This is a genomic window from Stenotrophomonas sp. YIM B13575, assembly GCF_042787595.1.
Lineage (GTDB): Bacteria > Pseudomonadota > Gammaproteobacteria > Xanthomonadales > Xanthomonadaceae > Stenotrophomonas > Stenotrophomonas lactitubi_B.
In genome coordinates this window covers 31,825-58,337 of sequence record NZ_JBHZOP010000047.1, presented here as the reverse complement: position 1 = coordinate 58,337, position 26,513 = coordinate 31,825, and the positions used below count along the sequence as shown (strand labels likewise).

Sequence of the window (26,513 nt, the reverse complement as noted above, 5' to 3'; positions counted from 1 at the left end):
CGACGTGGAGGTCTTGCAGGCCTCTTTGGCGACCTGCAGTTTGAATCGAGCTTCGTACCTGTTCATGTATCCCTCGGGGTTGGATCTGGCGTCCAACTCCCGGGGGTCACTTCAGGGACGGGTTCACGGCGTCCCCCGCGAACCCAACCCGCCCCGCCAAGCACGGCAAAAACCCAGAGCCGCCTTTGACGTTGCAGTTGCAGTTGCAGTTGCAGTTGCCGTTGCCTGCCGCAGGCAGCGCCCGCGGCCGCCGCCGCAAGGAAACCCCTTAAATCTTCTTCGCCAGCGACTCCGCCAGACCCGTGTAGCTGCCCGGGGTCATCTCCAGCAGACGCTGCTTCGCATCCGCCGGCAGTTCCAGCCCCTGCACGAACGCACGCATCGACTCGGCCGTGATGCCCTGGCCGCGGGTCAGGGCCTTCAGCTGCTCGTACGGGTTCGGCAGGCCATGGCGGCGCATCACCGTCTGCACGGCCTCGGCCAGCACTTCCCAGGCCGCATCCAGATCGGCATCCAGGCGCTGCGGGTTCACTTCCAGCTTGCCCAGGCCCTTGGCCAGCGAATCCAGCGCCACCTGGCTGTGACCGAACGCGGTGCCCAGCGCGCGCAGCACGGTGGAGTCGGTCAGGTCACGCTGCCAGCGGCTGATCGGCAGCTTTGCGCTGAAATGCTCGAACAGCGCGTTGGCGATGCCGAAGTTGCCTTCGGCGTTCTCGAAATCGATCGGGTTGACCTTGTGCGGCATCGTCGACGAACCGACTTCGCCTTCCTTCAGGCGCTGCTTGAAGTAGCCCAGCGAGACGTAGCCCCAGATGTCGCGGGCCAGGTCGATCAGGATGATGTTGGCGCGGCGGGCGGCATCGCCGATCTCGGCGATGTTGTCGTGCGGCTCGATCTGCGTGGTGTACGGGTTGAACACCAGGCCCAGGCCGGTGACGAAGCGCTCGGCGAAGGCCGGCCAGTCCACGTCCGGGTAGCTGGCGATGTGGGCGTTGTAGTTGCCGACCGCGCCGTTGATCTTGCCGGTCAGTTCGACCGCGGCGATCTGCCGGCGCTGGCGCTCCAGGCGGGCGACCACGTTGGCCAGCTCCTTGCCGAGGGTGGTCGGCGAGGCGGTCTGGCCGTGGGTGCGCGACAGCATCGGCTGGCCCGCCTGGGCGTGGGCCAGCGTGCGCAGTGCGTCGGCGACGCCGTCCAGGGTCGGCAGCAGCACGTCGCGACGGGCCTGTTCCAGCATCAGGCCGTAGCTGAGGTTGTTGATGTCTTCGCTAGTGCAGGCGAAATGCACGAATTCCAGCGCCGGGGCCAGCTCGGCATCGTCCTTCAGCTGTTCCTTGATGAAGTACTCCACCGCCTTGACGTCATGGTTGGTGGTGCGCTCGATTTCCTTCACGCGCGCGGCCTGGGCCGGGCTGAAGCCGCTGGCCAGCGCACGCAGGCGGGCGATAGCGGTGTCAGAGAACGCGGCCAGCTCGACGATGCCCGGCTCGGCGGCCAGGGCCAGCAGCCACTCCACTTCGACCGTGACGCGGGCCTTGATCAGGCCGTACTCGGAGAAGATCGGGCGCAGGGCGTCGACCTTGCCGGCATAGCGGCCATCGAGCGGGGACAGGGCGAGCAGGGCGGATTCGGACATGTCGGCAGGGCTGGGACGAGCGGCGGGGGCCATATTCTACGACGTGCCGGGCGGGAGCGCCCTGTAGAGCCGCGCCTACGCTCGGCTGCTCCTCAGGCGCCAGACCGCAGATGCAGCCGAGCGTGGGCTCGGCTCTACAACACAATCGGCCCTTCGGATGAAACGATCTGGCCCGTCCTCGCCATCCCACGCTGCGGACAAGGGAGTATCGTTGTCGCAGCCGCCAGCCCGGGAAGCGACACCCTGCCAGCCGCCGCTTCCCTTTCCCCAACCGAAGTAGTGCGGAGTCGATGCAATGAGCAAAGCTGCAAGCAAGAGCGCCCCCAAGGGTTTCCGGATCGAGCACGACAGCATGGGCGAACTGCAGGTGCCTGCCGACGCCCTGTGGGGCGCGCAGACCCAGCGCGCTGTACAGAATTTCCCGGTGTCGGGCCAGCGCATGCCGCGCGGCTTCATCCGTGCACTGGGCCTGGTCAAGGGAGCCGCCGCCGGCGTCAACGCCGAGCTGGGCCACTTGCCCAAGACCGTGGCCAAGGCCATCCAGTCCGCCGCCGCCGAAGTGGCAGACGGTACGTGGGATGCGCAGTTCCCGATCGATGTCTACCAGACCGGCTCGGGCACTTCCTCGAACATGAATGCCAACGAGGTCATCGCCACGCTGGCCAACCGTGCCGGCAAGGCAGGCAAGACCACCGTGCACCCGAACGATCACGTCAACCAGGGGCAGAGCTCGAACGACGTGATTCCGACGGCGCTGCGCGTGTCGGCCGTGCTGGCCACCCATGAGCAGCTGCTGCCAGCGCTGGTGCACCTGCGCAGGACGCTGGACAAGAAGGGCCGCAGCCTGCGCAAGGTGGTCAAGACCGGCCGCACCCACCTGATGGACGCGATGCCGCTGACCTTCGAACAGGAATTTGGTGCGTGGTCGGCGCAGCTGGCCTCGGCACAGGAGCGCATCGAAGACAGCCTGAAGCGCGTGCGCCGCCTGCCGCTGGGCGGTACCGCCATCGGCACCGGCATCAATGCCGACCCGCGCTTTGGTGCGCAGGTGGCCAAGGCGCTGAAGCAGCAGACCGGCTTCAAGTTCGACAGTGCCGAGAACAAGTTCGAAGGCCTGGCCGCGCAGGATGATGCGGTGGAACTGTCGGGCCAGCTCAATGCGCTGGCGGTGGCCCTGATCAAGATCGCCAACGACCTGCGCTGGATGAATGCCGGTCCGCTGGCGGGCCTGGGCGAGATCGAACTGCCGGCGCTGCAGCCGGGGTCCTCGATCATGCCGGGCAAGGTCAATCCGGTGATTCCGGAGGCGACGGTGATGGCCTGCGCGCAGGTGATCGGCCACCACACGGCGATCACCGTGGCCGGCCAGACCGGCAATTTCCAGCTCAATGTGACGCTGCCGCTGATCGCGGTGAACCTGCTCGATGGCATCGGCCTGCTGGCCAATGTGTCGACCCTGCTGGCCGACAGCGCCATTGCCGGACTGAAGGTGCGCGAGGACCGCGTGGCCGAGGCGCTGGCGCGCAATCCGATCCTGGTGACGGCGCTGAACCCGATCATCGGCTACGAGAAGGCCGCTGCGATCGCCAAGCGCGCCTACAAGGAGCAGCGCCCGGTGCTGGACGTGGCGCTGGAAGACAGCGGCCTGGCCGAAGCCGAACTCCGCCGGCTGCTGGACCCGACCGCGCTGACCGCCGGTGGCATCCAGGCCGGCGGCGGTGGTGCCGGCGGCTGATCTGCAATCTGCACTCTGTAGAGCCGAGCCTATGCTCGCCTCTACAAACGGAAACGCCGCCCGGGAGGGCGGCGTTCTCGTTTCAGCGACGGTCGGCGACGATGTTGCCGAAGGTCTCGGTGTAATCCTTGAACTCGGGAATGGTCTGCACCAGGTCCGACGGAATCACCTGCATGCCTTCCGGCGGCACGATCTTCACCGGCTGCATGTTGGGATCGGCCGGGGCGGCCACCAGTGTGTTCTGGCGCAGCACCTGCAGCTTGCCGAACATCGTCTGCAGCATCTGCTTCTGCTCGGCGTTGAGCGGGATCAGGATCTCGTCGATCTTCATCTGCCCGTCCGGCAGGATGATGATGTTCGGCGCCGGCTGGCGGCGCACGGTCACGATGCTCTCGCTGACCGAGATCTTCGGTTTGCCGCGCTCGGCGCGGTGGTTGCGGTAGTCCTGGTCACAGCCGACCAGGCCCAGGCAGAGCAGGGCGGCCAGCAGCAGAAACAGCTTTTTCATGGCGGTTCAATGAAGTGCATCCGGGGCCGCCATTGTAAGCCTGCCGGGGCGCAGCGGCCGGCAACGCAGGTGCGCCGCCGGCCGGGTGCGCTGATGTGTCACAGGGTCAGCGGTTGACGACGGTGTCCTTGCCGCAGTCGTCCACATCGCTCTGGTCCATCGTGGCGTAGGGCTTGAACGCCGGCAGCGAGGCCGCCAGCGCCTGCTGGCTGGCCAGCAGGGCCGGCATGCGGTCGCAGATGCGCTTGGCCTGCGCTTCGATCTTGGCGGCCTCGGCGTTGATCCGCTTTTCGATGCCTTCGCTGTCGCCGCTGAAGATGCCCTTCAGTGCTTCCCCGGCAGCGTTGGCGCCGAGCTTGGCGCCCGCCAGGCCCACGTCCATGCCGTCCATCGCCACCGCCACCACGTGGCCGCGGTAATCGAGCAGCTGGCGGCGCTGGCCATCGTCCAGCGTCACCTGCTTGCCGCCGATCAACAGCTGTCCCTGCGGGGTGATCTCCGCGCGCGGCTGGTTGTCAGCGGAGATCTTGATGTTGCCCTCGGCGATTTCCTTGCGGGCGTCGTCCATCGCTTCCTTGACGGTCTGGCCGACGCCACCGGCGGTCTCGGCCACCGCCTTGCCGGCGGTCTTGTCGGGGCTGGAGGTGCCGCCACAGGCGATCAGCGGCAGGCACAGCAGGGCAGCAGGCAGCAGGCGCAGCAGGTTCATGGCATTCCCCTCGAATCGTCGGATGGTTGGGCGTTACTTGCCGCGGGGCAGGGTGACGGTGCCGGTCACGCTGCGATGCTGGACGTCGCCGCTGCCGCTGTGCTCGACGGTGAGGTTGCCGCGCACGCCATCGACATCGATGTCGCCCGAGCCGTGGCTGCGCACACGGACATTGCCGCCGACCTGCTCGATCTCGACATTGCCGGAGCCGACTACGCCGATCTCGACGTTGCCCTGCACCTGCTTGAAGCCGATGTCGCCTGAGCCGACGGTATCCAGTCGCGCGTTGCCACGCACGTCGGTCACCTTCAGGTCACCGGAGCCGACGGTGCCGACGCTGGCATCACCGCCGATGTTGCGGGCGTTGACGTCGCCCGAACCGAGCGAGAGCAGGTTGAACGATGCGGCGCCATCGACGTCCAGGTCGCCCGAACCCACGGCGGCATGCACGCTGCCACGGGTACCGCGGGCGATGCCATCACCGGAGCCCACGTCCATGCTCAGCGACTGCGCGTTCTCGATGCTGCCATCACCGGAGCCGATCTTGAACTGCAGCGGCAGGTTGTCCGGCACGCTGCCACGGATGTCCAGCCAGGCGTAGCTGTTGCCCATCGACAGTGCATCGCGGCTGTCGCGGCGCAGGCTCACCACCAGCTTGTCGCCCACGCGCCGCTGGTCCAGCACCAGCTGGTCCAGCCAGTCCTTGTTGGACGCGCACGCGCGGCCGTCGAGCTGGCCGCCACCCGCGCTGGCGACCACCTTCAGGTCATGCTGGTTGATCTCGAACACCACCGCCTTGGCGCCGGCCGTGTCGATCTTCAACGCGCGCGGCGCGGAGTACTTGCAGTTCGGTGCATCGGCGGCCAGCGCCGACAGGGGCAACAGCAACAGCGCACTACAGGCAATCAAGGAACGCATGGGTGGTGCCTCCAGGTTGAAGATCAGATTTCGCCAGCGCGCTTGCGCAGGCGGATGGCGATGAAGATGAAGACCACGCCGAAGGCCGCGCCGATCCACAGGTCGGGCATTGCCAGCGACTTCAGCTGCTGGGCAGGGTTCATCAGCGAGACGATCGAATCCAGGCTCTTGTGTTCGTCGCTGGCGCCCAGGCGGTACAGCAGGTCCACGCCGGGAACGGTGCCCAGCAGCAGGCGGCCGACGATGTGCTGCCAGAACCAGCCGGTGCTCATGTCGAATACATGCATCAACTTGGTGGTGCTGACGATGATGCCGGCGAACAGGGGCAGCATCACCGCCCACAGGAACGGCTTGCTCTTGGCCCAGGCCGAGCAGAGCAGCAGCCAGCCGGCGGTGGGCAGCGCCCACAACGCATAGACGGGGATGGCGGCGAGCAGGCCGGCGCCCAGGGTCAGCGGGCTGGCCGGCCCCCAGATCAGGGTGGTGGGGCTGCCGCCATGGGTCAACGCGACCAGGCTGATGATCAGCAGGAAGCCGAACATGGTGACGATGGCAGCCAGGGTGGCGACCAGCGGGGCCACGATCAGTGCGCTGAGCACCTTGGACAGTACGGTCTGGGTATCGGACAGCGGCAGCGACTTCCAGAACAGGATGCTGCGGTCGCGGCGATCGTCGTACAGCGCACCCAGGCAGTAGAAGAACACCACGAAGGCCAGCACCAGGAATGGCCAGGTCGAGCTGAGGATGAGGGTCAGGTCCAGGCCGTTGCCCAGGTCAGCCATGTCCTTGGCGCTGATCTGGCGGGTCAGCAGGCCCAGATCCAGGCCGTTGATGTTCACGTCCTCGCCGTCGATGTGCAGGCCACCGTCGCGCGCGGCACGATGCAGGGCGAAAAGGCCCAGGCCGATGCCGATGCTGCTCATCAGCAGCGAGACGATGCCGGCGATCACCGGGGCGTACAGGAAACCACCGCGGTTTTCCCAGTATTCGCGCTTGAGCAGCCAGCGCAGGGTGCCTGCGGGACTGACAGGATGGTTGACGGCATTCATGCGTAGGTCCCCTTCATGACAGCGACGAACAGATCGGCAAGGCCGGCGTTGCGGGTTTCACCCAGGCTGGCCAGCTGGCTGCGTGGCACCCCGTCGAACAGCAGGACGGTCTTGCCGAAGGCCTGGCTGCGCTCGTCGATGGGTTTCAGTGCGCGGGCGGTTTCAAGCTGATCGGCGCCGACCAGCAGCTCGGTATAGCGCTCGCCGACCTCGTCCATTTCCGCATTGAGCACGATGCGGCCGTCGCGTATGAACATCACGTCGGTGAGGATGTGCTCGATCTCTTCCACCTGGTGGGTGGTGACGATGATGGTCTTCTGCTCGTCGAAGTAGTCTTCCAGCAGGCGCTGGTAGAACTCCTTGCGGTACAGGATGTCCAGGCCGAGCGTGGGTTCGTCCAGCACCAGCACCTTGGCGTCGATGGCCATCACCAGGGCCAGGTGCAGCTGCACGATCATGCCCTTGGACAATTCACGCACGCGCTGCTTGGGCTGCAGCTTGGTGTTGGCCAGGAAGCGTTCGCAACGGGCACGGTCGAAGCGCGGGTGCACGCCGGCGACGAAGTCGATCGCCTCACGCACCTTCAGCCAGCGCGGCAGCACGGCGACATCGGCGATGAAGCAGATGTCGTTCATCAGATCGTCGCGGTGCGCACGCGGGTCACGGCCGAGCACGCTCAGCTCGCCTTCCACCGAGGTCAGCCCGAGCACCGCCTTCAGCGCGGTGGTCTTGCCGGCACCATTGGGGCCGATCAGGCCGATGATCCGGCCTGCCGGTATGGAGAAACTGGCATTGTCGAGCGCGAGCGTGTTCTTGTAGGCCTTGCGAAGGCCACGGGCGGTAATGACAGCGTCGCTTGGCACAGCGGTAGTGGGACTGGCATTCATCAGAATTTCCCCTGGGGCAACAATTCGTCGAGACTCAGGCCCAGTCGCTGGATCCGTTCCAGTACGGCCGGCCATTCTTCATTGAGGAAGCGTTCGCGCTCGCTGCTGCGCAGCTGCGTGGCCGCCTGTTCGGTCATGAACATGCCCAGCCCGCGGCGCTTCTCGACCAGGCCTTCATCGGCCAGCTCCTGGTAGGCGCGCGAAACGGTGATGGGGTTGAGCTGGTAATCGGCGGCCACCTGGCGCACCGAAGGAAGGGCATCGCCCGGCTTGAGGATTCCGTCAAGCATCATGGCGATCACGCGTTCCTTCAGCTGGCGGTAGATGGGAGCGCCGTCGCTCCACTGGATGTCGCTCATATTCAGCTCCGTGGGGTCAGCGGCTGTGCGAACGAGAAATACGGCATGGACAGGGAGCTGTGCAGCCGACGCGGGGGGGAGGGGGAGGGAGCGGCATTCCCTGCCGTGGTTGCTGCTGCGTCCTGCGTACTGTCTTCGGAAAGGGCGGGGGAGGAGGCGGCCGGTGGTGCCGGCATGGCCAGCCAGACCAGGACGAACAGGGTCGATACCGCGGTGACCGCGGGGGCGGTGAGGCTGCGACGCATCCGGGTGTTCATGGTTCCCCCTGTCTCAGGTGACTGGTGTTGTATGCAACTATAACACCGGCACGCCTGTGTGCAAGTCCTGCCCCTACCCAACTGATGGCAGGGGTGGTCATGGTGCCGAAATATTCGTTCAACTAGTTGATTTTTATTGAAAAACGAAGTTGCGGCGGACTGTTTTCGGCCAGCCTCCCATTCAGCCATGTCCATGCTATGTCATCAACGGGGCGGTGATACGGCCCCCGGGAGCCTTCCGCCAAGTCGCGCAAAGCCCGGCAGCGTGTGTGCTGCATGGGCTTGCAGACCCCGATGCTATAGTTCGGCCGATTCCCGGCCGGTCACGGCCGGACCCTTGGAACGGCTACTGCGGAACGTCTCCCATGCCTTTGTCGACTGCCTCCTCGCGCCGCCTTCGCGGCCTGTCCCTGTTGACCCTGCTGGCCACTGGCCTGGCCACGTCGGCCGGCGCGTTTGCCGCTGATCTGCTGGATCTGTCGTATCGGCCGCTGGCGGGCAAGCAGCAGGTCAATCTGCAGCAGCGCTACCACGGCCAGGTGCTGCTGGTGGTCAATACCGCCAGCAAGTGCGGCTATACCCCGCAGTACGAAGGCCTGGAAGCGCTGCAGAAGCAGTACGCCGGCAAGGGGTTTGCCGTGCTCGGCTTCCCGTCCAACGATTTCAAGGGGCAGGAGCCCGGTGACGAAAAGCAGATCCAGGATTTCTGCACGCTTACTTATGGCGTGAAGTTCCCGATGTTCGAAAAGGTGCACGTGACCGGCGCGCAGGCCACGCCGCTTTACCAGCGCTTGACCGCCGCTACCGGCGTGGCGCCCGCCTGGAACTTCCACAAGTATCTGGTCGGCCGCGATGGCCGGGTCATTGCCCAGTTCGCCAGCAAGATCACGCCGGATGATCCGCAGTTGATAGCGGCCATCGACAAGGCACTTGCGGCTCCGGCTGCACATTGAATGACGGCACGGATGCCTCGACATCGACGGCATGCGTGCGACAATACGTGTTTTCGCGCCGACGTCGGCGTCCAGTCACTTCCAGGAATGCAGCGAATGAAAATGGGAATGCGCGGCGCCGCGGCGTCGGTTCTGATTCTGGCGATGGGCACCTCCGGTGTCGCCCTGTCGCAACAACCGGCCGCTCCCTCGGCCGCCAAGGAGACCGCACCCTTGAATTCCCCCAAGCAGAAGCTCGGCTACGCCATTGGTCTGGACGTGGCCAAGTCGTTCGCGCCGATCGCCGATGAAATCGATGCGGCCGCGCTGCGCACTGCCGTGGAACGTTCCTTCGAAGGCCTGCAGCCGCAGATCACCCAGGAACAGGCCAAGGCCACCGATGCCGCCCTGCGCCAGGTCGTAATGGCCCGCAGCGGCCAGCAGGTGCCGGGCGTCGCGCCGGGCTCGCAGCCGGCGAAGGTCGACCGGGTAAAGGTCGCGCAGATGATCGGCGCCTATTCGGTGGGTCCGTCGCTGGCACAGCTGAAGGACGATATCGATACCGCCTCGCTGTTTGACGCGATCAACACTGGCCTGAGCAAGGGCCAGCCGAAGATGACCGAAGCTGACGCCACTGCCACCATCCAGGCGTTCATGGGCACCAAGCAGGCCGAGATGCAGGCCAAGGCCGCACAGGCTGCGCAGACCAACCGTCAGGAAGGCAATGCATTCCTGGCCAAGAACAAGACCCAGCCGGGCGTGGTGACCACCCCGTCGGGCCTGCAGTACCAGGTGATCCGCCCGGGCAGCGGCGAGCGTCCGTTGCCGTCCAGCAAGGTGCGCGTGAACTACGAAGGCAAGCTGCTCAACGGCACCGTGTTCGACAGTTCCGCAGGCCGTGGTCCGGCCGAATTCGGTCTGGACCAGGTCATCAAGGGCTGGACCGAGGGCGTGGCGTTGATGCCGGTCGGTTCGAAGTACCGCTTCTGGATCCCGGGTGAACTGGCGTACGGCGAGAACGGCACCCCGGGTGGTCCGATCGGTCCGAACGCCACCCTGACCTTCGACGTCGAGTTGCTGGGCGTTCTGCCGTAAGCCACCACGGAGTCAGCACGGATATGCGCGTTGCGATTTTTGGTACCGGTTATGTAGGCCTGGTGACCGGCACCTGCCTGGCCGACGTCGGCCACCAGGTGGTCTGTGTCGATATCGACCAGGCCAAGGTGGATGGCCTCAACCGGGGCATCATCCCGATCTACGAGCCCGGCCTGGAGCCGATGGTGAAGGCCAACCACGGCGCGTCGCGGCTGGTGTTCACCACCGACGCGGCGACCGCCATCGGCCACGGCCAGGTGGTGTTCATCGCCGTGGGCACGCCGCCGGACGAGGATGGCAGCGCGGACCTGCAGTACGTGCTGGCCGTGGCCCGCACCATCGGCCGGTACATCTCGGTGCCGACCGTGGTGGTCAACAAGTCGACGGTGCCGGTAGGCACCGCCGACAAGGTGCGTGCGGCCATCGCCGAGGAACTGGCCGCACGTGGCGCGGATATCGCCTTCGATGTCGTGTCCAACCCTGAATTCCTGAAGGAAGGCGACGCCGTTGCCGACTGCATGCGGCCTGACCGCATCATCATCGGTGCCACCAATGCCGAGTCGGTCGCCGTGATGCGGCGCCTGTACGCACCGTTCAATCGCAACCACGATCGTGTGGTGGAGATGGACGTGCGTTCGGCCGAGCTGACCAAGTACGCCGCCAATGCAATGCTGGCCACCAAGATTTCGTTCATGAACGAGATCGCCAACATTGCCGAGCGCGTCGGCGCCGACGTCGAGCAGGTCCGCCAGGGCATCGGTTCGGACCCGCGCATCGGCTGGCACTTCATCTATCCGGGTGCTGGTTACGGCGGTTCGTGTTTCCCCAAGGATGTGCAGGCACTGGCCCGCACCGCGCAGCAGGCCGGCCTTGAGCCGAAGCTGCTGAACGCGGTGGAGGCAGTCAATGAGTCGCAGAAGGGGCACCTGTTCGCCCTGATCCAGCGCCACTACGACAAGGGCGAAGACGAAGGCGTGCGCGGCAGGACGTTTGCCGTGTGGGGCCTGGCGTTCAAGCCGAACACCGATGACATGCGCGAGGCCTCCAGCCGCCGCCTGCTGGCCCAGTTGTGGGAAGGCGGTGCGACCGTGCGCGCGTACGATCCGGAGGCGATGCATGAATCGCAGCGGATCTTCGGCGAGCGCGACGATCTGGTGTTCTGTGACAGCGCCGAGGACGCGCTGCAGGGTGCCGATGCGCTGGTCGTGGTGACCGAGTGGAAGCAGTTCCGCAGCCCCGATTTCCAGATGCTGCGTGAGCGGCTGAAGGATGCGGTGGTGTTCGATGGCCGCAATCTGTATGAGCCGGCCGACGTCGAGGCCGCTGGCCTTGCGTATTACGGCATAGGCCGGGGGCGTTCGCTGCATGTCTGAAGTACCGACCGAACGCGAGCAGGCGCTGGAAGCGCGCCTGGTCGAGCTGGAGATGCGCGTGTCCTTCCAGGAACACGCGCTGGCCGAACTGAGCGATGCACTGGCAGACGCGCGTATGGAAGGCAGCCGCAATGCCGGCATCCTGCGCGTGCTGCTGGAGGACCTGGGCAAGGTCCGCAATGCATTGAATTCTTCTGATCCGGCGAGCGAACCGCCGCCGCCGCACTACTGATCCATATCCTATGAGCGATACCCTCCGCGACCAGCTGATGGGCCTGGGCTTCAAGCCCGCGCCCAAGCCCGAGCGCAAGAATGATGGCCCCCGCCGTGATGGCCGCCCGCAGGGCAAGGGTGGCGCTGGCAATGGAAAGCCGCAGCACGCAGGCAAGGGCGAACACAAGCCCGGCGAGCGGCGGGCGCATGGCAATGGTGGTCCGGGCAAGCCCGGCCAGCCGCGTGGCCAGGGCCACGGGCAGGGGCCGCGCAAGCCGCGTACCGCCGAGGAAATGGATCTGGCCAAGGCCTACGCGATCCGTGCCCAGCGCGAGAAGGAAGAGCGTATCGAGACCGAGCGCCTGAAGCAGGAAGAAGCACGCCAGCGCCGCGAGGCCAAGGTGAAGCTGGAAGAACTGCTGAAGGACAAGGGCCTGAATGCTGAAGCGGCCGACATCGCGCGCCACTTCCCCTATGGCGGCAAGATCAAGCGCATCTACGTCACCGCCGAGCAGCTCAAGGCACTCAACGCTGGCGAATTGGGCGTGGTCCAGCTCAACGGTCGCTACCTGCTGGTGACGGCCGAGGTTCTGGCTCAGTCTGAAGCGGTGTTTGCCGCCTCGGTGGCGTTGAAGGTCGACCCGAATGCGCCGGCCGAGGACGATCCCTACGCCGACCCGCAGTACCAGGTGCCTGACGACCTGGTCTGGTAAGCACAGGATGGCCGCGGCGGGCCCTGCGTCGTCGCGGCCGCGAGGGTAGGGATGACCGTTGATCCAAGCCGCGGCTACGTGCCGCACATCGACGGCCTGCGTGCGATCGCCGTGCTGGCCGTCATCGTGTTCCACCTGGACCCGGCCTGGCTGCCGGGCGGGTTTACCGGCGTTGACGTGTTCTTCGTCATCTCCGGTTTCGTGGTCAGCGCGTCCGTACATCGGTTGCCGGCGCTTTCGCTGGGGCAGTCGATGCTGCGCTTCTATGCGCGCCGCATCCGCCGCATCGCCCCGGCGCTGCTGACCTGCCTGCTGCTGACCGCCGTGGCAAGCGTGTTGTTCATCCCCGAATCCTGGCTCAGCGAGGCCAGCGACAAGACCGGTTTGATGGCCTTCTTCGGTTTCAGCAACTGGGTGCTGGCGGCCATCGGCAACGACTATTTCGCGCCCAGGGCCGAGTTCAATCCGTATACCCATACCTGGTCGCTGGGCGTGGAAGAGCAGTTTTACCTGCTGTTCCCGTTGCTGTTCCTGGCCTGGGCGCGCGGCCGGCACGGGCGCCGGATCAGCCTGGGGCTGTTTGCGCTGGTCAGCGTGGCGTCGCTGTTGCATGCCGCCGCGCTGGGCATGCGCGAGGCGCCGCCGCCGTGGGCGTTCTATGCCACCAGTACCCGTCTGTGGCAGCTGGGCGTGGGCGTGCTGCTGTTCCAGCTGCTGCATGTGCGCGAACCGCACATTGCGTTGACGGGGCTACCGGCAAAACGCAGTGCGCCATTGTTCTCGCTGCTGGCCACGTTGTCGCTGGCGCTGCTGGGATGGGCCCTGTGGTCAGCGCGCGCCGGCCACTCGCCGTGGCCCGACGGCCTGCTGCCGGCCTTCGCCACCGCCGGCCTGCTGTGGTCCCTCCATCATCACCCGCAGGCGTGGATCGGCCGTCTTCTGGCCAGTTCGCCGATGCGCCGCATCGGCCTGCTTTCCTATTCGCTGTACCTGTGGCATTGGCCGGTGTTCGTGCTGATGCGCTGGACCGTTGGCCTGCAGACGCCGGCGCAGATGGCCGCCGCTGTCGGACTGGTGGTGGTGTTGTCCTGGCTGTCCTGGCGCTGGGTGGAACGACCGTTCCGTGGACCGCTCGCGCAGCGCCTGACGTCCGCACGCTGGGTAGGCACCGGTGGAGTGATGCTGCTGCTTGCAGGTGGCATGCAGATGCTGCTGTACGCGCAGGCGCCGCTGCTTTCGTTGAGCACGGTGAGTCGACATCCCGCCGATTGGTACCCCAATGGCAAGAGCGTGGCCCACGACTACCCGGACTGCGCGCTGGACGTCGGCAAGCACCGTTTCGAAGGGGGCAGTGCACGCACCTTCGCCCGCGGCCAATGCAGCCGCCCGGTGGTTGCAGGCGTGCCGGCGCAGGTGTTCGTTGCCGGTGATTCGCACGCCATGGCCTATATCGAACTGCTGCAGCGACTGGCTCTGGATACCGGGACGCAGGTATCGCTGTATGGCCGTGGCGGCTGCCCGCAGATCAGCCTGCAGAAGTGGCGAGGCGCCGGCGCTGGCTGCGCGGCGTTCGATGCGGCCGTGCTGGCCGACATCACGCAGCGGGCGCAGCCCGGTGATGTGGTGGTGCTGGTGTCATTGCGGATCCCGCGCCTGTCCGACCAGTTCGTATTGTTCGATGCGCAGGCGCAGCTGGCCGGTGAACTGACACCGGAAGCCACCGCCGGACGCGAGACGGAAGTGGCCGAGTCGATCACGCAGTGGAAGCCGTTGGCCGAGCGCGGTGTGCGGATCGTGCTGGAAGCACCCAAGCCAGTGCTTCCGGCGCCGCCCTATCGCTGTTCGGACCGCTTCAATGCGCGCAACGAGGTCTGCCGAAATGGTATGGACAGCACCCGCGTGGCCATGGACACCCTGCGTGCGCCCATGCTGGGCAGCCTGCGGCAGGTGGTCGATGGCCTGCCCGGTGCGGTGCTGTGGGACCCATTGCCGGTGCTGTGCGATGCCAACCAGTGCCCGGCGCAGCGGGAGGGCAGGCCGCTGTACTTCGATGGCGACCACCTCAGCGCATACGGCAATCGCATGCTGTTGCCGTCGCTGCGGCAGGTGCTTCTGCAACCGTGAAACCGGGCGTGACCCGGCCCTTCCGGAGCCTTCGCGGGCAGGGGTAGCACCAAGCCAGCCCTGTCAGCGGATCATTCCGGGTCGTAGTCGAGGTTGGACGCCAGCCAGCGTTCGGCCTGGGCGCGGTCCACACCCTTGCGGCGTGCGTAGTCAGCCACCTGCTCGCGCCCCAGCCGCCCGACCACGAAATACTGGCTCTGCGGGTGGCTGAAGTAATAGCCCGACACCGCCGCGGTCGGCAGCATCGCGAAGCTCTCGGTCAGTTGCATGTCGGCGTTGGTTTCCGCGCCCAGCAGGTCGAACAATCGGCGCTTTTCACTGTGTTCGGGGCAGGCGGGGTAGCCGGGCGCTGGGCGGATGCCGCGATATTTCTCGTCGATCAGCGCTTCGTTGTCGAGTGTTTCGGCGTGGTCGTAGCCCCAGAATCCGGTGCGTACGCGCTGGTGCAGGCGTTCGGCCAGTGCTTCGGCAAAACGGTCGGCGAGCGCCTTCAGCAGGATCGCGTTGTAGTCGTCATGGTCGGCCTCGAAACGGGCCACGTGCGCGTCGATGCCGATGCCGGCGGTCACCGCGAAGGCACCGATCCAATCCTGCTTGCCGCTGTCGGCCGGGGCGATGAAATCGGCCAGGCAGAAATCCGGGCGTTCGGCCGGCTTGTCCACCTGCTGCCGCAGGAAGTGCAGGGTGGTCTGGCCATCGGGATGCTGCACACGCACGTCATCGCCGATGCTGTTGGCCGGCCACAGGCCGAACACGGCCTTGGCCTGCAGCCACTTCTCGTTGACGATGCGGTCGAGCATCGCGCGCGCGTCCTGGTACAGCTCGCTGGCCTGGGTGCCGACGATCTCGTCGGTGAGGATCGCCGGGTACTTGCCAGCCAGTTCCCACGCCTGAAAGAACGGCGTCCAATCGATGTAGGGCACCAGCTCGGCCAGCGGGTAGTCATCGAATACATGCAGGCCCGGCTGCTTCGGTGCGGGTGGCGTGTACGCCTCCCAGTCGCACTTGAATTTCTGGCCGCGTGCATGCTCCAGCGAGACCAGGCGCTTGGCGTCGCCGCGGTTGCGATGGCGGGTACGGATCTCGGCGTAGTCGGCCTCGTTGGCAGCGACGAACGCATCGCGCAGCTCGCGTGAGATCAGCGACTGTGCCACGCCCACGGCGCGCGAAGCATCCTTCACCCAGACCGTCGGCGCTTTGTAATGCGGGTCGATCTTCAGCGCGGTGTGCGCACGTGAGGTGGTCGCGCCGCCGATCATCAGTGGCAGATCGAAGCCTTGTCGCTGCATCTCACGGGCGACATGGCTCATTTCCTCCAGCGACGGCGTGATCAGGCCGGACAGGCCGATGATGTCGGCGTGGTGCTCGCGCGCGGCATCGAGGATCTTCTGCGCCGGTACCATCACACCGAGATCGATCACCTCGAAGTTGTTGCAGGCCAGGACCACGCCGACGATGTTCTTGCCGATGTCGTGCACATCGCCCTTGACCGTGGCCATGATGATCCTGCCATTGCTGCGGGCGGTGTCGCCGCTGCGTGCCTTCTCGGCCTCGATGTAGGGCAGCAGGTAGGCCACCGCCTTCTTCATCACGCGTGCGGACTTCACCACCTGCGGCAGGAACATCTTGCCGGCACCGAACAGATCGCCGACCACGTTCATGCCATCCATCAGCGGGCCTTCGATCACGTCCAGTGGACGGCTGGAGCGCTGCCGGGCTTCTTCGGTATCGGCTTCCACCCACGCGTCCAGGCCATGCACCAGCGCATGCGCCAAGCGTGCGTCCACCGGCTTCTCGCGCCAGGCCAGGTCTTCGGTCTTCGCCGCGCCCTTGCTGCCCTTGTAGCGCTCGGCGATTTCAAGCAGGCGCTCGGTGGCATCACGGCGGCGGTTGAGGATCACGTCTTCCACGCGCTCGCGCAGGTCCGGTTCCAGTTCGTCATAGATCGGCATCGCGCCGGCGTTGACGATGCCCATGTCCATGCCCGCAGCGATCGCGTGGTACAGGAACACCGAGTGGATCGCCTGGCGCACGGTCTCGTTGCCACGGAACGAGAACGAAACATTCGACACGCCGCCGGACACATGGCAGTGCGGCAGCGTCTGCTTGATGATGCGGGTGGCTTCGATGAAGTCGACCGCATAGTTGTCATGCTCTTCAATGCCGGTGGCGACGGCGAAGATGTTCGGGTCGAAGATGATGTCCTGCGGCGGGAAGCCGATTTCATCGACCAGCAGGCGATAGGCGCGGGTGCAGATTTCGACCTTGCGCGCGCAGGTGTCGGCCTGCCCGGTCTCATCGAAGGCCATCACCACCGCGGCGGCGCCATAGCGCAGTACCTTGCGCGCATGCTCGCGGAACAGGTCCTCGCCTTCCTTCAGCGAGATCGAATTGACCACGCTCTTGCCCTGCAGGCATTTCAGGCCAGCCTCGATCACGCTCCATTTGGAGGAATCGACCATCACCGGAATCCGGGCGATGTCCGGCTCGGACATGATCAGGTTGAGGTAGCGGGTCATCGCCGCTTCCGAATCGATCAGGCCCTCGTCCATGTTGACGTCGAGGATCTGTGCGCCGCTGGCCACCTGCTGCCGGGCCACGTCCACCGCTTCTTCGTAACGGCCCTCCTTGATCAGCTTGCGGAACTGCGCACTGCCGGTGACGTTGGTGCGTTCACCGACGTTGACGAACAGCAGGTCCGGCGTGATGACCAGCGGTTCCAGGCCGGACAGGCGGGTAGGGCGGACAGGTGTCATGGCGGGCGGCGGCTCAGCGGCAACAGGGCGGAAGGTGGATGGCGGTGGCAGTGCTGCTCATGCGGCCTGGACCTGGGCGGCCGGCAGGGCGCGCGGCGGCAGCCCGGCCATCGCCAGCGCGATCGCGCGGATGTGGTCCGGGGTGGAGCCGCAGCAGCCGCCGACCAGGTTCAGCAGGCCATCTTCGGCAAAGCCGCGCAGGGTGGCCGCCATTTCCTCGGGTGTTTCGTCGTACTCACCGAACGCATTGGGCAGGCCGGCATTGGGATGGGCGCTGACGTAGCAGTCCGACACCTGCGACAGGGTTTCCACATGCGGGCGCATGGCATCGGCGCCGAGCGCGCAGTTCAGGCCGATCGACAACGGCCGTGCATGCGCCAGCGAGGCCTGGAAGGCCTCGGCGGTCTGCCCGGACAGGGTGCGCCCGGAGGCATCGGTGATGGTGCCGGAAATCATGATCGGCAGTCGCGCGCCACGTCCATCGAAGGCTTCCTCGATGGCATACAGCGCGGCCTTGGCATTGAGCGTATCGAAGATGGTCTCGACCATGATCGTGTCGGCACCACCATCGATCAGGCCATCGATGGCTTCGCGGTAGGTGCCGCGCAGCTCATCGAAACTGGTGTTGCGGAAGCCCGGATCGTTGACGTCGGGGCTGATCGAGGCGGTGCGGCTGGTCGGGCCGAGTACGCCGATGACGAAGCGCGGCTTGCCCGGCGTGGTCGCCGCCACCGCATCACAACAGGCACGGGCAACGGCAGCGCCCGCCTTGTTCAGCTCGTACACCAGGTGTTCGAGGTGGTAGTCGGCCTGGCTGACCGAGGTGGCGTTGAAGGTGTTGGTTTCCACCAGGTCCGCGCCCGCTTGCAGGTAGGCGGTGTGGATGCTGGCGATGACCTCTGGCCGGGTCAGCAGCAACAGATCGTTGTTGCCCTTCAGGTCGTGGCCTTCCGGTGTGCCGCCGTGGTCGCAGCCGGGGCCATGGGCGTGGTCGTAACCGCCGGCGAAGCGCTCGCCCCGGTAGTCGTCTTCCTGCAGGCCGTGGCGCTGGATCATCGTGCCCATCGCGCCGTCGATGATCAGGATGCGATCACGCAGGGCAGCGAGCAGCGATTCCACACGTTCCGGGTGCAGCCAGGGCAGGGCGGGCATGTCGACCTCAGGGCTTGTTGGCAATCAGCGAAATCACTTCGAAATGCGGCGGGCGCTTTTCGCGAGTGACCGTTTCCAGGTTGGAGACCTGCAGGCCGGCCTTGTCGACGAACTTCTTCAGTTCCTTGTCGCTGAAGCCGAGGTTGACGTGGCCATAGGCATCGACCGCGGCCTTGTGCTCGTGGCGGGCCAGGCTGCACAGCAGCAGGCGACCGCCCGGGCGCAGCACGCGCGCGGCTTCGGTGACCGCCTGCGCCGGCTTGCTGGCGTAGGTCAGTGCGTGCATCAGCACGACCAGGTCGAAGCTGCGGTCCTTGAAGGGCAGGGCATGCATGTCACCCTCGCGCACTTCCACATTGGGCAGGCGGCGCAGGCGTTCGCTGGCGGCAGCCACCACACGTGCGCTGGTGTCGATACAGACGTAGCGCCGGGCGTGCGGGGCGACCAGTTCGGCCAGCACACCATCACCGGAGGCGATATCCAGCACGTCGCCGGTTTCCAGCAACGGCAGCGCGGTGCGCGCCAGCGCTTCCCAGGTGCGACCCGGGGAATAGTGGCGTTCCATGTCACCGGCCACGCTGTCGGCCCAGTTCTGGTCGGAAGCGCGGTGGGCGAGCACCGCAGCAACCCGCTCAGCGTCCTGGCGCAGCAAGGGGTCGTCGCTTCCGTTGCTCAGGGCATGCCACAATGCACGCTGCGCCGGGTCCAGCTGGGCCTCGTCGAAGCGGTAATAGGCCGACACGCCCGCCCGGCGGTCGCGCACCAGGCCGGCTTCCTTCAGGCGCGCCAGATGAGTGGACACCCGCGGCTGCGCCAGCCGGGTGATGGCCGAGAGCTCGGCCACGGTCAGCTCCTCCTGCTCCAGCAGCGCCAGCAGGCGCACACGGGTAGCGTCGGCGAACACCTTCAGGCGGGTCGACCAGTCTTCCAGGTCCATAAACATCTACCTATCGCGATATAGAGATATATTCGCCGACCATCCCCCTTGTGGTCAAGTCGCAGCTCCCAGTCAGTCAGCCGCCGATGCGCGGCCCCGGTACAATCGGGGCACCTGGGCGCGCGCTGCGCGCCCATAACATCATGTACCCGGGAGGGTGTTGTGGATTTCAGCTTTACCGAAGAGCAGTTGATGCTGCAGGACGTGGCGCGTCGCATCGCGCAGGAAAAGATCGCCCCGAGTGCGGAACACCATGACCGTACGGGCGAGTTCCCGCTGGACAACATCCGCCTGCTGGGCGAGAACGGCCTGATGGGCATCGAAGTGCCGTCCGAGTATGGTGGCGCAGGCATGGACCCGATCGCGTACGTGCTGGCGATGGTGGAGGTCGCCGCCGGTGATGCTGCGCATTCGACCATCATGTCGGTCAACAATTCGCTGTTCTGCAATGGCATCCTGACCCATGGCAGTGAAGCGCAGAAGCAGAAATACGTGCGCGCCATCGCCGAGGGCGAGGCCATCGGTGCTTTCGCGCTGACCGAGCCGCAGTCGGGTTCGGACGCCACCGCGATGCGTTGCCGTGCGATCAAGCAGGCCGACGGCAGCTACGTGATCAACGGCAAGAAGAGCTGGATCACTTCGGGCCCGGTGGCCAAGTACATCGTGCTGTTCGCGATGAGCGAGCCTGACAAGGGCGCGCGCGGCATCACGGCGTTCATGATCGACACCGACAAGGCCGGTTTCGGTCGCGGCAAGACCGAACCGAAGCTGGGCATCCGTGCCTCGGCCACCTGCGAGATCGAGTTCAACGACTACGTGGCGCAGCCGGAAGACGTGCTGGGCCAGGAAGGCGAGGGCTTCAAGATCGCCATGGGCGTGCTCGACGCCGGCCGCATCGGCATCGCCTCGCAGGCGATCGGCATTGCGCGTGCCGCCTATGAAGCGACCCTGGAGTACGTGAAGGACCGCAAGGCCTTCGGTGCGGCCATCGGTACCTTCCAGATGACCCAGGCGAAGATCGCCGACATGAAGTGCAAACTGGACGCGGCGCTGCTGCTGACCCTGCGTGCGGCCTGGGTGAAGGGCGAGGGCAAGCGCTTCAGCAACGAGGCGGCCATCGCCAAGCTGACTGCTTCGGAAGCGGCGATGTGGATCACCCACCAGGCCGTGCAGATCCATGGCGGCATGGGCTATTCCAAGGAAATGCCGCTGGAGCGCTACTTCCGTGATGCCAAGATCACCGAGATCTACGAAGGCACCTCGGAGATCCAGCGCCTGGTGATCGCCCGCAACGAGACCGGGCTGCGTTGATCACCAACGGCCGCGCCGCTGCAATGGCGGCGCGGCCGTAGATCCACGCCACGCGTGGATGGCGTTGTGTCCAAGTGGCGTACCCGCCTCTGGCCTGCCAGGATCCATGCTGCTGTAATGCGGATCGTTTTTCTGGAGATACCGCATGATCTACCGCGGCTGGGGCTTCATGACGCTGGTGACGCCGATCGCAGGCATCCTGTTGCTGGCGTACTTCTTCCCGCACGACGGCCCCAAGGGCAACATTCCGCTGCAGCAGGTGCTGCTGGGCGGTGGCATCGGTGCGGCAGTGAACATGCTGCTGGGCCTGTGGCTGAACCGTGTGCCCCGGCAGAAGGGTGAGGCCGCGCGCCATCATTTCTTCTTCGTGCCGATGCAGTGGGCTGCGCTGATTCTCGTGGCTGTGTGCGTGGTGATCGCGCTGCTGCGCTGACACGTCGCCCTGGAGAGCGCCAACCAAGGTTGGCGACTACCGGGCATGCCGCTGCTTTGGTAGATGCCAACCTTGGTTGGCATGGATTCAAAAGCAGCAAAGAAAAAAGCCCCGGATCGCTCCGGGGCTTTTTTCATTTCAGCAACTCACCGACAGATCAACGATCCGGGCGGTGGGCGGATTCCGCATCACGCTGGCGGCCGAGGAATTCCTTCGACGGTTCATCCAGTTTGTCGCCCAGCATGCGCCGCACGACCACGAAGAACACCGGGATCATCAGCAGGCCGAGCAGGGTGGCGAACAGCATGCCGCCGATCACGCCGGTGCCGATGGCGTGACGCGAGTTGGCGCCGGCACCGGTGGAGATCGCCATCGGGATCACGCCCATGATGAACGCGAAGGACGTCATCAGGATCGGGCGGAATCGCAGGCGCGCCGCTTCGATGGTGGCATCGCGCAGGGTCTTGCCCGCCGCACGCTGCTCCACCGCGAACTCCACGATCAGGATCGCGTTCTTCGCGGCCAGGCCGATCACGGTGATCAGGCCGATCTTGAAGAACAGATCGTTCGGCAGGCCGCGCATCATCGACAGGGCGAGTGCACCCAGCACGCCGAGCGGTACCACCAGCAGCACCGCCACCGGGATCGACCAGCTTTCATACAGCGCGGCCAGGCACAGGAACACCACCACGATGGACAGCACCAGCAGCAGCGTCGCCGCGTTGCCGGCCAGGATTTCCTGGTAGGACAGGCCTGACCAGTCGTAGCCGAAGCCCGCCGGCAGGTCGTCGTTGACGATGCCTTCCATGGTCTGCATCGCTTCACCCGAGCTGGTGCCCGGTGCCTGCGAACCGACGATGTTGATCGCCGAGTAGCCGTTGTAGCGGCTCAGCGAGGGCGGTGCCGAGACCCATTCGGACTTGACCACCGTGCTCAACGGGATCATCGCGTTGGTGCCATCGGCATTGGTGGTCAGGCTGGACGGGCTGTAGAAGCTCTTCAGCGATTCCTGGCCGGTGCGGTACGGACCATCGGCCTGCATGGTCACGCGCTTGATGCGGCCTTCGTAGAAGAAGTCGTTGACGTACACCGGGGCCAGCATCAGCTGGATGGTGCTGTACACGTCCGACACCGACATGCCCATCGACTGCGCCTGCACGCGGTCCACGTGCAACTGCAGCTGCGGGGCGTTTTCCAGGCCGTTCGGGCGCACACCCACCAGATGGTCCGGCTTCTGCGCGGCCTGGCCGAGCAGGATGTTGCGGGCCTGGGTCAGCTGCTCGTAACCGGCACCACTACGGTCCTGCAGCCACATATCGAAGCCACCGAACTGGCCAAGGCCCTGCACGGTCGGCAGGTTGACCACGAAGATCTGCGCTTCCTTGATGCCGTAGAACGCGCCGTTCATGTTCTGGATGAATTCCGGAGCAGTGAACTTGCGCTCTTCCCACGGCTTCAGGCGGATGAAGCCCATGCCCACGTTCTCGCCGGAGCCGACGAAGCTGAAGCCGGCCACCTGCAGCATGCCTTCATAGCCATCCTGCTTTTCCAGGATGCCGCGCATCTGTGCGAACGCTTCGTTGGTCTGGCTTTTGGTCGAGCCCGGCGGCAACTGCACGATCGCCAGTGCATAGCCCTGGTCTTCTTCAGGCAGGAAGCTGCCCGGCATGCGGGTGAACAGGAAGCCGCACAGCGCGGTCAGCACCACGAACAGGATCATCCAGCGCGGGGCATGGCGCACCGCGGAGGTGATGTGGCCCACGTAGGTGTGGCTGATCTTGTCGTAGTACTTGTTGAAGGTGCGGTAGACGATGTTCGGGTTGTCGTTGTGCGTCGGCTTGAGGAACGTCGCGCACAGCGCCGGGGTGAAGCCCAGTGCCAGGAACGCCGAGAACGCCATCGAGATGGCGATGGTCAGGGCGAACTGCTTGTAGATCTCACCGGCCGCACCGCCCTGCAGGGCCGAGGGGATGAACACCGCCGCCAGCACCACAGTGATCGCCACCACCGCGCCGGTGATCTGGGTCATCGCCTTCTGCGTGGCCGGCTTCGGCGCCAGGCCTTCCTCGGTCATGATGCGTTCGACGTTCTCGATCACCACGATCGCGTCATCGACCACGATGCCGATCGCCAGCACCATCGCGAACAGGGTCAGCTGGTTGATCGTGAAGCCGATCATCCACATGCCCAGGAACGTACCCAGCAGGGCCACCGGGATGACCAGGGTCGGGATCAGGGTGGCGCGGAAGTTCTGCAGGAAGATCAGCATCACCAGGAACACCAGCAACACGGCTTCGAACAGGGTCTTGACCACTTCCTGGATCGAGATCTTGACGAAGGTGGTGCTGTCGTACGGCGAGAACCAGGTGACGCCAGCCGGGAAGCTGGGCTGCAGCTCGTCCATCTTGCCGCGCACGGCCTCGGCCACGTTCAGGGCGTTGGCGCCCGGCAGCAGCTGGATCGCGAAGGCGCCGGTGGGCTTGCCGTTGTACTGGGTATCGAAGCCATAGTTGTTGGCACCGAAGGCAACGCGGGCGATGTCCTTCAACAGTACGCGCGAGCCATCAGCGTTGGCCCGCAGGATGATGTTCTCGAACTCCTGCGGCGAGCTGAAGCGGCCTTCGGCCGATACCGTGGCGGTGAAGTGCTGGCCTTCCGGCGACGGGTCGGAGCCCAGTGCACCGGCGGCGAACTGCACGTTCTGCGCACGTACCGCCGCCAGCACCTGGCTGGCCGACAGGCCATAGCCCTGCATCTTTTCCGGGTTGAGCCAGATGTTCATGGCGTACTCGGAACCGAACTGCTGGGTGCTGCCGACGCCGGGGATGCGCGAGACCTGGTCGAGCACGCGCGAGCCGACGATGTCGTTCAGCGCGTCACGGTTGATGGTCGGCGTATCGGACTGCAGCGCCACCACCATCAGGAAGCCGGCGTTGGCCTTGGCCACCACCACGCCCTGCTGGGTGACTTCCGAAGGCAGTCGCGGCGTGGCCAGCGAGACCTTGTTCTGCACCTGCACCTGGGCGATGTCCGGATCGGTACCGGTCTCGAAGGTTAGGGTGATCGAGGCGCGGCCGTTGGACGCGGACGAGGAGCTGAAGTACAGCAGGTGATCGATACCGGTCAGCTGCTGCTCGATCACCTGGGTGACCGACTTCTCCGTGGTGTCCGCGCTCGCGCCCGGGTAGGTGGCCGAGACGGTCACCTGCGGCGGGGCGATGTTGGGGTAGGACTCTACGCCGAGGTTGAGGATCGCGATCACGCCGCTGAGCGAGATCAGGATCGCCACCACCCAGGCGAAGACTGGATGTTCAATGAAAAATTTAGGCATGACGGAAGGTCCCGTTACTGCTTGTTCGATTCGGTGGCGGCCGGCTCGGCCTGGTCGGCCTGGTCAGCCTTGGCCGGTGCCTTGGCGTCGGCCGGAGCCGCAGCAGCCGCGCCCGGAGCAGCAGCGCCGGCGGCAGGCTTGCCGTTGGCGTCCTGGCCCGGGGTCCACGGCTTGGCCGTGGCCGGCGTACCCTCCTTGACCTTCTGTACGCCGGCGACGACCACCTTGTCACCGGCGGCCAGGCCTTCGCTGACCAGCCAGTTGCCGTTCTGCGCGCCATCGGTCTTGACGTTCTTGCGGACAACCTTGCCGTCGGCGCCGACCACCATCACATAGCCGCCGGTGGTGTCACGCAGCAGCGCCTGCTGCGGCACCAGGTAGGCGTTGTTGCGCTCGCCCAGGTTGGCCTGGAAGCTGACGAAGGCGCCCGGCAGCAGGATCTTCTGCGGGTTCGGCAGCACCGCACGCAGCGACACCGCGCCGGTGGCCGGGTCGACCGTGGTCGAGGAGAAGTCCAGCGTGCCCGGTTCGCTGTAGGTGCTGCCGTCGGCCAGCTTGACGTTGACCGTGGCCTTGCCGTCGCCGGACAGGGCCAGCGTGCCCTTGGCCTGCTGCGCACGCAGCTGGGTCAGTTCATCCACGCTCAGCGAGAAGTTCACGTACAGCGGGTCGAGCTGGTCCACGGTGGTCAGCAGGGTCACATCGCCCTGGCCGACCAGCGCGCCTTCGGTGACCTGCTGCTTGTTGGCCACGCCGCTGATCGGGGCGGTGACGTTGGTGTAGCCCAGGCTGATGCGGCTGCTGGTCACCGAGGCTTCGGCCTGCTTGACCGCGGCCAGCGCAGTGCGCTCGGCCGACTCGGCGTTGTCCAGGTCGGCCTTGGACACGAACTTCTGCGGTGCCAGCGAACGGGCGCGGTCAGCGGCGACCTTGGCATTGGCGTAGGTCGCGCGGGCCGAAGCCAGCTGGGCTTCGGAGGCGCTGAGCGAGGCGCGCAGCGGTGCCGGATCGATCAGGAACAGGGTCTGGCCCTGCTTGACCTCGCTGCCTTCCTGATAGACGCGCTTGAGCAGCACGCCAGGTACGCGGGCGCGCACATCGGCGCTGCGGAACGGCGACAGGCGACCGACCAGCTCGCGCTGCAGCGGCAGGGTCTGCGGCTTGGCGTCGATCACGCCCACCTCCGGCGGTGGGGGCGTCGGCTGTTCCGGCTTCTTGCAGGCAGCTACGGCGACAGCAACGGCGCACGTCAAGGCAAGGGTGCGGAGTGGGGCGGTCATCAGGAGGAACTCCGGGGTTGGTTTGAAGACGGGGCCGGCGAGGGCTGCGGCGCGAACGCGCGCAGAAAGCCATCGACGGAGAACTCTGCCCAGCGCCGACGCAACGCAGCGTCATCACGATGGGGGGTATGGAAGCGCTGTTTGTCGAAATCCTGACCGGCGATCATGCTCAGCAGCAGTTCGGCCATGAAGTGCGGGTCGTCATGCCGCAGCAGACCGCGACTGCAAACGGTTTCAATCCATTCAGCAAGATGAAGCGTCAGCGCGCCGGCGCCATGCCGGTACAGCGTACGCGCCTCTTCGGGAAACTGTGCTGCATCGGCGGCGATCAGGCGGCAGGCCTGACCGACGTGGGGCTGGTTGAAGTGCTCCAGGAAGTCGGTGGCGAACTGCAGCAGGCTGCCACGCAGGTCGTCACCGCGGAGTGCACGCAGCATGGCCCCGGTCGCGTGACCGACGTGGCGCTGCATCACCCGCCGCAGCAGGGCCTGCTTGTTGCCGTAGCGCGAGTACAGGGTCTGCTTTGAACACCCGGCGTGCTGGGCGACCGCGTCCATGCTCATCTGCATGCCCTGCTGGGCAAGCAGTTCGCGCACGGCATCGAACACGCGCTCATCACGCGCGTCGAGGGCGACAGGAAGGTAGGCCGGATTCACGCGGTGGACTATACCGTCCAGTTCAGGATTGTGGAATCGCGCCGATGTTGCCGCATGTGTCTTCCGGTAACACGTTTTGCCGATCCTGTCGGCAACGCTGTGCGACCGCGATGCCCATACCGGTGCGAACTGAATAGGGCGTCTAAACC

22 protein-coding genes are annotated in these 26,513 nt (G+C 65.8%); 9 read left to right on the top strand and 13 right to left on the bottom strand.

The features are described 5' to 3' along the window. Positions 1 to 268 precede the first annotated feature (268 nt). On the bottom strand, positions 269 to 1,636 hold the full coding sequence (gene purB / locus ACFX4F_RS08905) for an adenylosuccinate lyase (protein WP_380654261.1): 1,368 nt from the start codon (positions 1,634 to 1,636) through the stop codon (positions 269 to 271). A gap of 295 nt (positions 1,637 to 1,931) precedes the next feature. On the opposite strand from purB, the gene ACFX4F_RS08900 reads away from it, so the two are divergent. After that, entirely contained in the window at positions 1,932 to 3,371 is a 1,440-nt protein-coding gene (locus ACFX4F_RS08900) for a class II fumarate hydratase (RefSeq protein ID WP_380654258.1), read from the top strand. A gap of 82 nt (positions 3,372 to 3,453) precedes the next feature. Here ACFX4F_RS08900 and ACFX4F_RS08895 read toward each other — a convergent pair whose 3' ends face one another. From ACFX4F_RS08895 to ACFX4F_RS08870, 6 genes are all read right to left on the bottom strand, one after another. Continuing rightward, the gene (locus ACFX4F_RS08895; protein WP_380654255.1) at positions 3,454 to 3,879 is read right to left on the bottom strand and encodes a hypothetical protein; all 426 of its coding nucleotides are present in this window, start codon (positions 3,877 to 3,879) and stop codon (positions 3,454 to 3,456) included. A gap of 106 nt (positions 3,880 to 3,985) precedes the next feature. Next, on the bottom strand, positions 3,986 to 4,588 hold the full coding sequence (locus ACFX4F_RS08890; protein ID WP_099820792.1) for a DUF2884 family protein: 603 nt from the start codon (positions 4,586 to 4,588) through the stop codon (positions 3,986 to 3,988). Between the two features lie 33 nt (positions 4,589 to 4,621). Next, on the bottom strand, positions 4,622 to 5,506 hold the full coding sequence (locus ACFX4F_RS08885) for a GIN domain-containing protein (protein ID WP_205405950.1): 885 nt from the start codon (positions 5,504 to 5,506) through the stop codon (positions 4,622 to 4,624). Between the two features lie 23 nt (positions 5,507 to 5,529). Next, positions 5,530 to 6,555, bottom strand: coding sequence for an ABC-2 transporter permease (locus ACFX4F_RS08880; protein WP_099820790.1), 1,026 nt, complete (start codon positions 6,553 to 6,555; stop codon positions 5,530 to 5,532). After that, positions 6,552 to 7,442: an ABC transporter ATP-binding protein gene (locus ACFX4F_RS08875; protein WP_089236130.1), complete on the bottom strand. Its 891-nt coding sequence runs from the start codon at positions 7,440 to 7,442 to the stop codon at positions 6,552 to 6,554. The genes ACFX4F_RS08880 and ACFX4F_RS08875 overlap by 4 nt, the downstream gene beginning before the upstream one ends. Continuing rightward, on the bottom strand, positions 7,442 to 7,801 hold the full coding sequence (locus tag ACFX4F_RS08870) for a GntR family transcriptional regulator (protein WP_012511573.1): 360 nt from the start codon (positions 7,799 to 7,801) through the stop codon (positions 7,442 to 7,444). Before ACFX4F_RS08870 ends, ACFX4F_RS08875 begins: the two co-directional genes overlap by 1 nt. Positions 7,802 to 8,423: 622 nt before the next feature. Here ACFX4F_RS08870 and ACFX4F_RS08865 point away from each other — a divergent pair. The 6 genes from ACFX4F_RS08865 to ACFX4F_RS08840 all read left to right on the top strand — a co-directional run bounded on the left by ACFX4F_RS08865 (position 8,424) and on the right by ACFX4F_RS08840 (position 14,508). Beyond that, positions 8,424 to 9,011, top strand: coding sequence for a glutathione peroxidase (locus tag ACFX4F_RS08865; protein ID WP_380654248.1), 588 nt, complete (start codon positions 8,424 to 8,426; stop codon positions 9,009 to 9,011). A 96-nt stretch (positions 9,012 to 9,107) separates the two neighbouring features. Beyond that, positions 9,108 to 10,085: an FKBP-type peptidyl-prolyl cis-trans isomerase gene (locus tag ACFX4F_RS08860; protein ID WP_099820787.1), complete on the top strand. Its 978-nt coding sequence runs from the start codon at positions 9,108 to 9,110 to the stop codon at positions 10,083 to 10,085. A 23-nt stretch (positions 10,086 to 10,108) separates the two neighbouring features. Further along, positions 10,109 to 11,458, top strand: a complete 1,350-nt coding sequence (locus ACFX4F_RS08855; RefSeq protein ID WP_380654244.1) for a UDP-glucose dehydrogenase family protein — start codon at positions 10,109 to 10,111, stop codon at positions 11,456 to 11,458. Beyond that, on the top strand, positions 11,451 to 11,690 hold the full coding sequence (locus tag ACFX4F_RS08850) for a SlyX family protein (RefSeq protein ID WP_025876828.1): 240 nt from the start codon (positions 11,451 to 11,453) through the stop codon (positions 11,688 to 11,690). Before ACFX4F_RS08855 ends, ACFX4F_RS08850 begins: the two co-directional genes overlap by 8 nt. A 10-nt stretch (positions 11,691 to 11,700) precedes the next feature. Further along, positions 11,701 to 12,384, top strand: coding sequence for a DUF2058 domain-containing protein (locus ACFX4F_RS08845; RefSeq protein ID WP_380654240.1), 684 nt, complete (start codon positions 11,701 to 11,703; stop codon positions 12,382 to 12,384). Positions 12,385 to 12,435: 51 nt separating this feature from the next. Beyond that, positions 12,436 to 14,508 carry an acyltransferase family protein gene (locus ACFX4F_RS08840; RefSeq protein ID WP_380654237.1) on the top strand — a complete coding sequence of 691 codons (2,073 nt, stop codon included), beginning with the start codon at positions 12,436 to 12,438 and terminating at the stop codon, positions 14,506 to 14,508. Between the two features lie 71 nt (positions 14,509 to 14,579). Here ACFX4F_RS08840 and metH read toward each other — a convergent pair whose 3' ends face one another. Genes metH through ACFX4F_RS08825 form a run of 3 tightly spaced genes read right to left on the bottom strand, consistent with a single transcriptional unit; the run spans position 14,580 to position 19,353 of the window. Further along, positions 14,580 to 17,264, bottom strand: a complete 2,685-nt coding sequence (metH, locus tag ACFX4F_RS08835) for a methionine synthase (RefSeq protein ID WP_380654234.1) — start codon at positions 17,262 to 17,264, stop codon at positions 14,580 to 14,582. Positions 17,265 to 17,321: 57 nt separating this feature from the next. Further along, on the bottom strand, positions 17,322 to 18,416 hold the full coding sequence (locus ACFX4F_RS08830) for a homocysteine S-methyltransferase family protein (RefSeq protein ID WP_380654230.1): 1,095 nt from the start codon (positions 18,414 to 18,416) through the stop codon (positions 17,322 to 17,324). 7 nt (positions 18,417 to 18,423) lie between these two features. Further along, positions 18,424 to 19,353 (bottom strand): metalloregulator ArsR/SmtB family transcription factor, encoded by a 930-nt coding sequence (locus ACFX4F_RS08825; RefSeq protein ID WP_089236121.1) that lies wholly within the window; start codon positions 19,351 to 19,353, stop codon positions 18,424 to 18,426. Between the two features lie 162 nt (positions 19,354 to 19,515). On the opposite strand from ACFX4F_RS08825, the gene ACFX4F_RS08820 reads away from it, so the two are divergent. Together ACFX4F_RS08820 and ACFX4F_RS08815 are read left to right on the top strand one after the other, a co-directional pair. Next, positions 19,516 to 20,664 carry an acyl-CoA dehydrogenase family protein gene (locus ACFX4F_RS08820; RefSeq protein WP_265952562.1) on the top strand — a complete coding sequence of 383 codons (1,149 nt, stop codon included), beginning with the start codon at positions 19,516 to 19,518 and terminating at the stop codon, positions 20,662 to 20,664. Positions 20,665 to 20,809: 145 nt separating this feature from the next. Beyond that, positions 20,810 to 21,097, top strand: a complete 288-nt coding sequence (locus ACFX4F_RS08815; protein ID WP_236512460.1) for a hypothetical protein — start codon at positions 20,810 to 20,812, stop codon at positions 21,095 to 21,097. A gap of 157 nt (positions 21,098 to 21,254) precedes the next feature. Here ACFX4F_RS08815 and ACFX4F_RS08810 read toward each other — a convergent pair whose 3' ends face one another. Genes ACFX4F_RS08810 through ACFX4F_RS08800 form a run of 3 tightly spaced genes read right to left on the bottom strand, consistent with a single transcriptional unit; the run spans position 21,255 to position 26,364 of the window. Beyond that, positions 21,255 to 24,428 (bottom strand): multidrug efflux RND transporter permease subunit, encoded by a 3,174-nt coding sequence (locus tag ACFX4F_RS08810; protein WP_025876842.1) that lies wholly within the window; start codon positions 24,426 to 24,428, stop codon positions 21,255 to 21,257. A gap of 14 nt (positions 24,429 to 24,442) precedes the next feature. Next, positions 24,443 to 25,708: an efflux RND transporter periplasmic adaptor subunit gene (locus ACFX4F_RS08805; protein WP_380654224.1), complete on the bottom strand. Its 1,266-nt coding sequence runs from the start codon at positions 25,706 to 25,708 to the stop codon at positions 24,443 to 24,445. Further along, positions 25,708 to 26,364 carry a TetR/AcrR family transcriptional regulator gene (locus tag ACFX4F_RS08800; RefSeq protein ID WP_025876846.1) on the bottom strand — a complete coding sequence of 219 codons (657 nt, stop codon included), beginning with the start codon at positions 26,362 to 26,364 and terminating at the stop codon, positions 25,708 to 25,710. The genes ACFX4F_RS08805 and ACFX4F_RS08800 overlap by 1 nt, the downstream gene beginning before the upstream one ends. Positions 26,365 to 26,513 lie beyond the last annotated feature (149 nt).

What these genes read in the sequence shown, in the direction of transcription:
- purB (WP_380654261.1), bottom strand. Translation starts at nt 1,636, where the DNA reads ATGTCCGAATCCGCCCTGCTCGCCCTGTCCCCGCTCGATGGCCGCTAT.
- ACFX4F_RS08900 (WP_380654258.1), top strand. Translation starts at nt 1,932, where the DNA reads ATGAGCAAAGCTGCAAGCAAGAGCGCCCCCAAGGGTTTCCGGATCGAG.
- ACFX4F_RS08895 (WP_380654255.1), bottom strand. Translation starts at nt 3,879, where the DNA reads ATGAAAAAGCTGTTTCTGCTGCTGGCCGCCCTGCTCTGCCTGGGCCTG.
- ACFX4F_RS08890 (WP_099820792.1), bottom strand. Translation starts at nt 4,588, where the DNA reads ATGAACCTGCTGCGCCTGCTGCCTGCTGCCCTGCTGTGCCTGCCGCTG.
- ACFX4F_RS08885 (WP_205405950.1), bottom strand. Translation starts at nt 5,506, where the DNA reads ATGCGTTCCTTGATTGCCTGTAGTGCGCTGTTGCTGTTGCCCCTGTCG.
- ACFX4F_RS08880 (WP_099820790.1), bottom strand. Translation starts at nt 6,555, where the DNA reads ATGAATGCCGTCAACCATCCTGTCAGTCCCGCAGGCACCCTGCGCTGG.
- ACFX4F_RS08875 (WP_089236130.1), bottom strand. Translation starts at nt 7,442, where the DNA reads ATGAATGCCAGTCCCACTACCGCTGTGCCAAGCGACGCTGTCATTACC.
- ACFX4F_RS08870 (WP_012511573.1), bottom strand. Translation starts at nt 7,801, where the DNA reads ATGAGCGACATCCAGTGGAGCGACGGCGCTCCCATCTACCGCCAGCTG.
- ACFX4F_RS08865 (WP_380654248.1), top strand. Translation starts at nt 8,424, where the DNA reads ATGCCTTTGTCGACTGCCTCCTCGCGCCGCCTTCGCGGCCTGTCCCTG.
- ACFX4F_RS08860 (WP_099820787.1), top strand. Translation starts at nt 9,108, where the DNA reads ATGAAAATGGGAATGCGCGGCGCCGCGGCGTCGGTTCTGATTCTGGCG.
- ACFX4F_RS08855 (WP_380654244.1), top strand. Translation starts at nt 10,109, where the DNA reads ATGCGCGTTGCGATTTTTGGTACCGGTTATGTAGGCCTGGTGACCGGC.
- ACFX4F_RS08850 (WP_025876828.1), top strand. Translation starts at nt 11,451, where the DNA reads ATGTCTGAAGTACCGACCGAACGCGAGCAGGCGCTGGAAGCGCGCCTG.
- ACFX4F_RS08845 (WP_380654240.1), top strand. Translation starts at nt 11,701, where the DNA reads ATGAGCGATACCCTCCGCGACCAGCTGATGGGCCTGGGCTTCAAGCCC.
- ACFX4F_RS08840 (WP_380654237.1), top strand. Translation starts at nt 12,436, where the DNA reads ATGACCGTTGATCCAAGCCGCGGCTACGTGCCGCACATCGACGGCCTG.
- metH (WP_380654234.1), bottom strand. Translation starts at nt 17,264, where the DNA reads ATGACACCTGTCCGCCCTACCCGCCTGTCCGGCCTGGAACCGCTGGTC.
- ACFX4F_RS08830 (WP_380654230.1), bottom strand. Translation starts at nt 18,416, where the DNA reads ATGCCCGCCCTGCCCTGGCTGCACCCGGAACGTGTGGAATCGCTGCTC.
- ACFX4F_RS08825 (WP_089236121.1), bottom strand. Translation starts at nt 19,353, where the DNA reads ATGGACCTGGAAGACTGGTCGACCCGCCTGAAGGTGTTCGCCGACGCT.
- ACFX4F_RS08815 (WP_236512460.1), top strand. Translation starts at nt 20,810, where the DNA reads ATGATCTACCGCGGCTGGGGCTTCATGACGCTGGTGACGCCGATCGCA.
- ACFX4F_RS08810 (WP_025876842.1), bottom strand. Translation starts at nt 24,428, where the DNA reads ATGCCTAAATTTTTCATTGAACATCCAGTCTTCGCCTGGGTGGTGGCG.
- ACFX4F_RS08805 (WP_380654224.1), bottom strand. Translation starts at nt 25,708, where the DNA reads ATGACCGCCCCACTCCGCACCCTTGCCTTGACGTGCGCCGTTGCTGTC.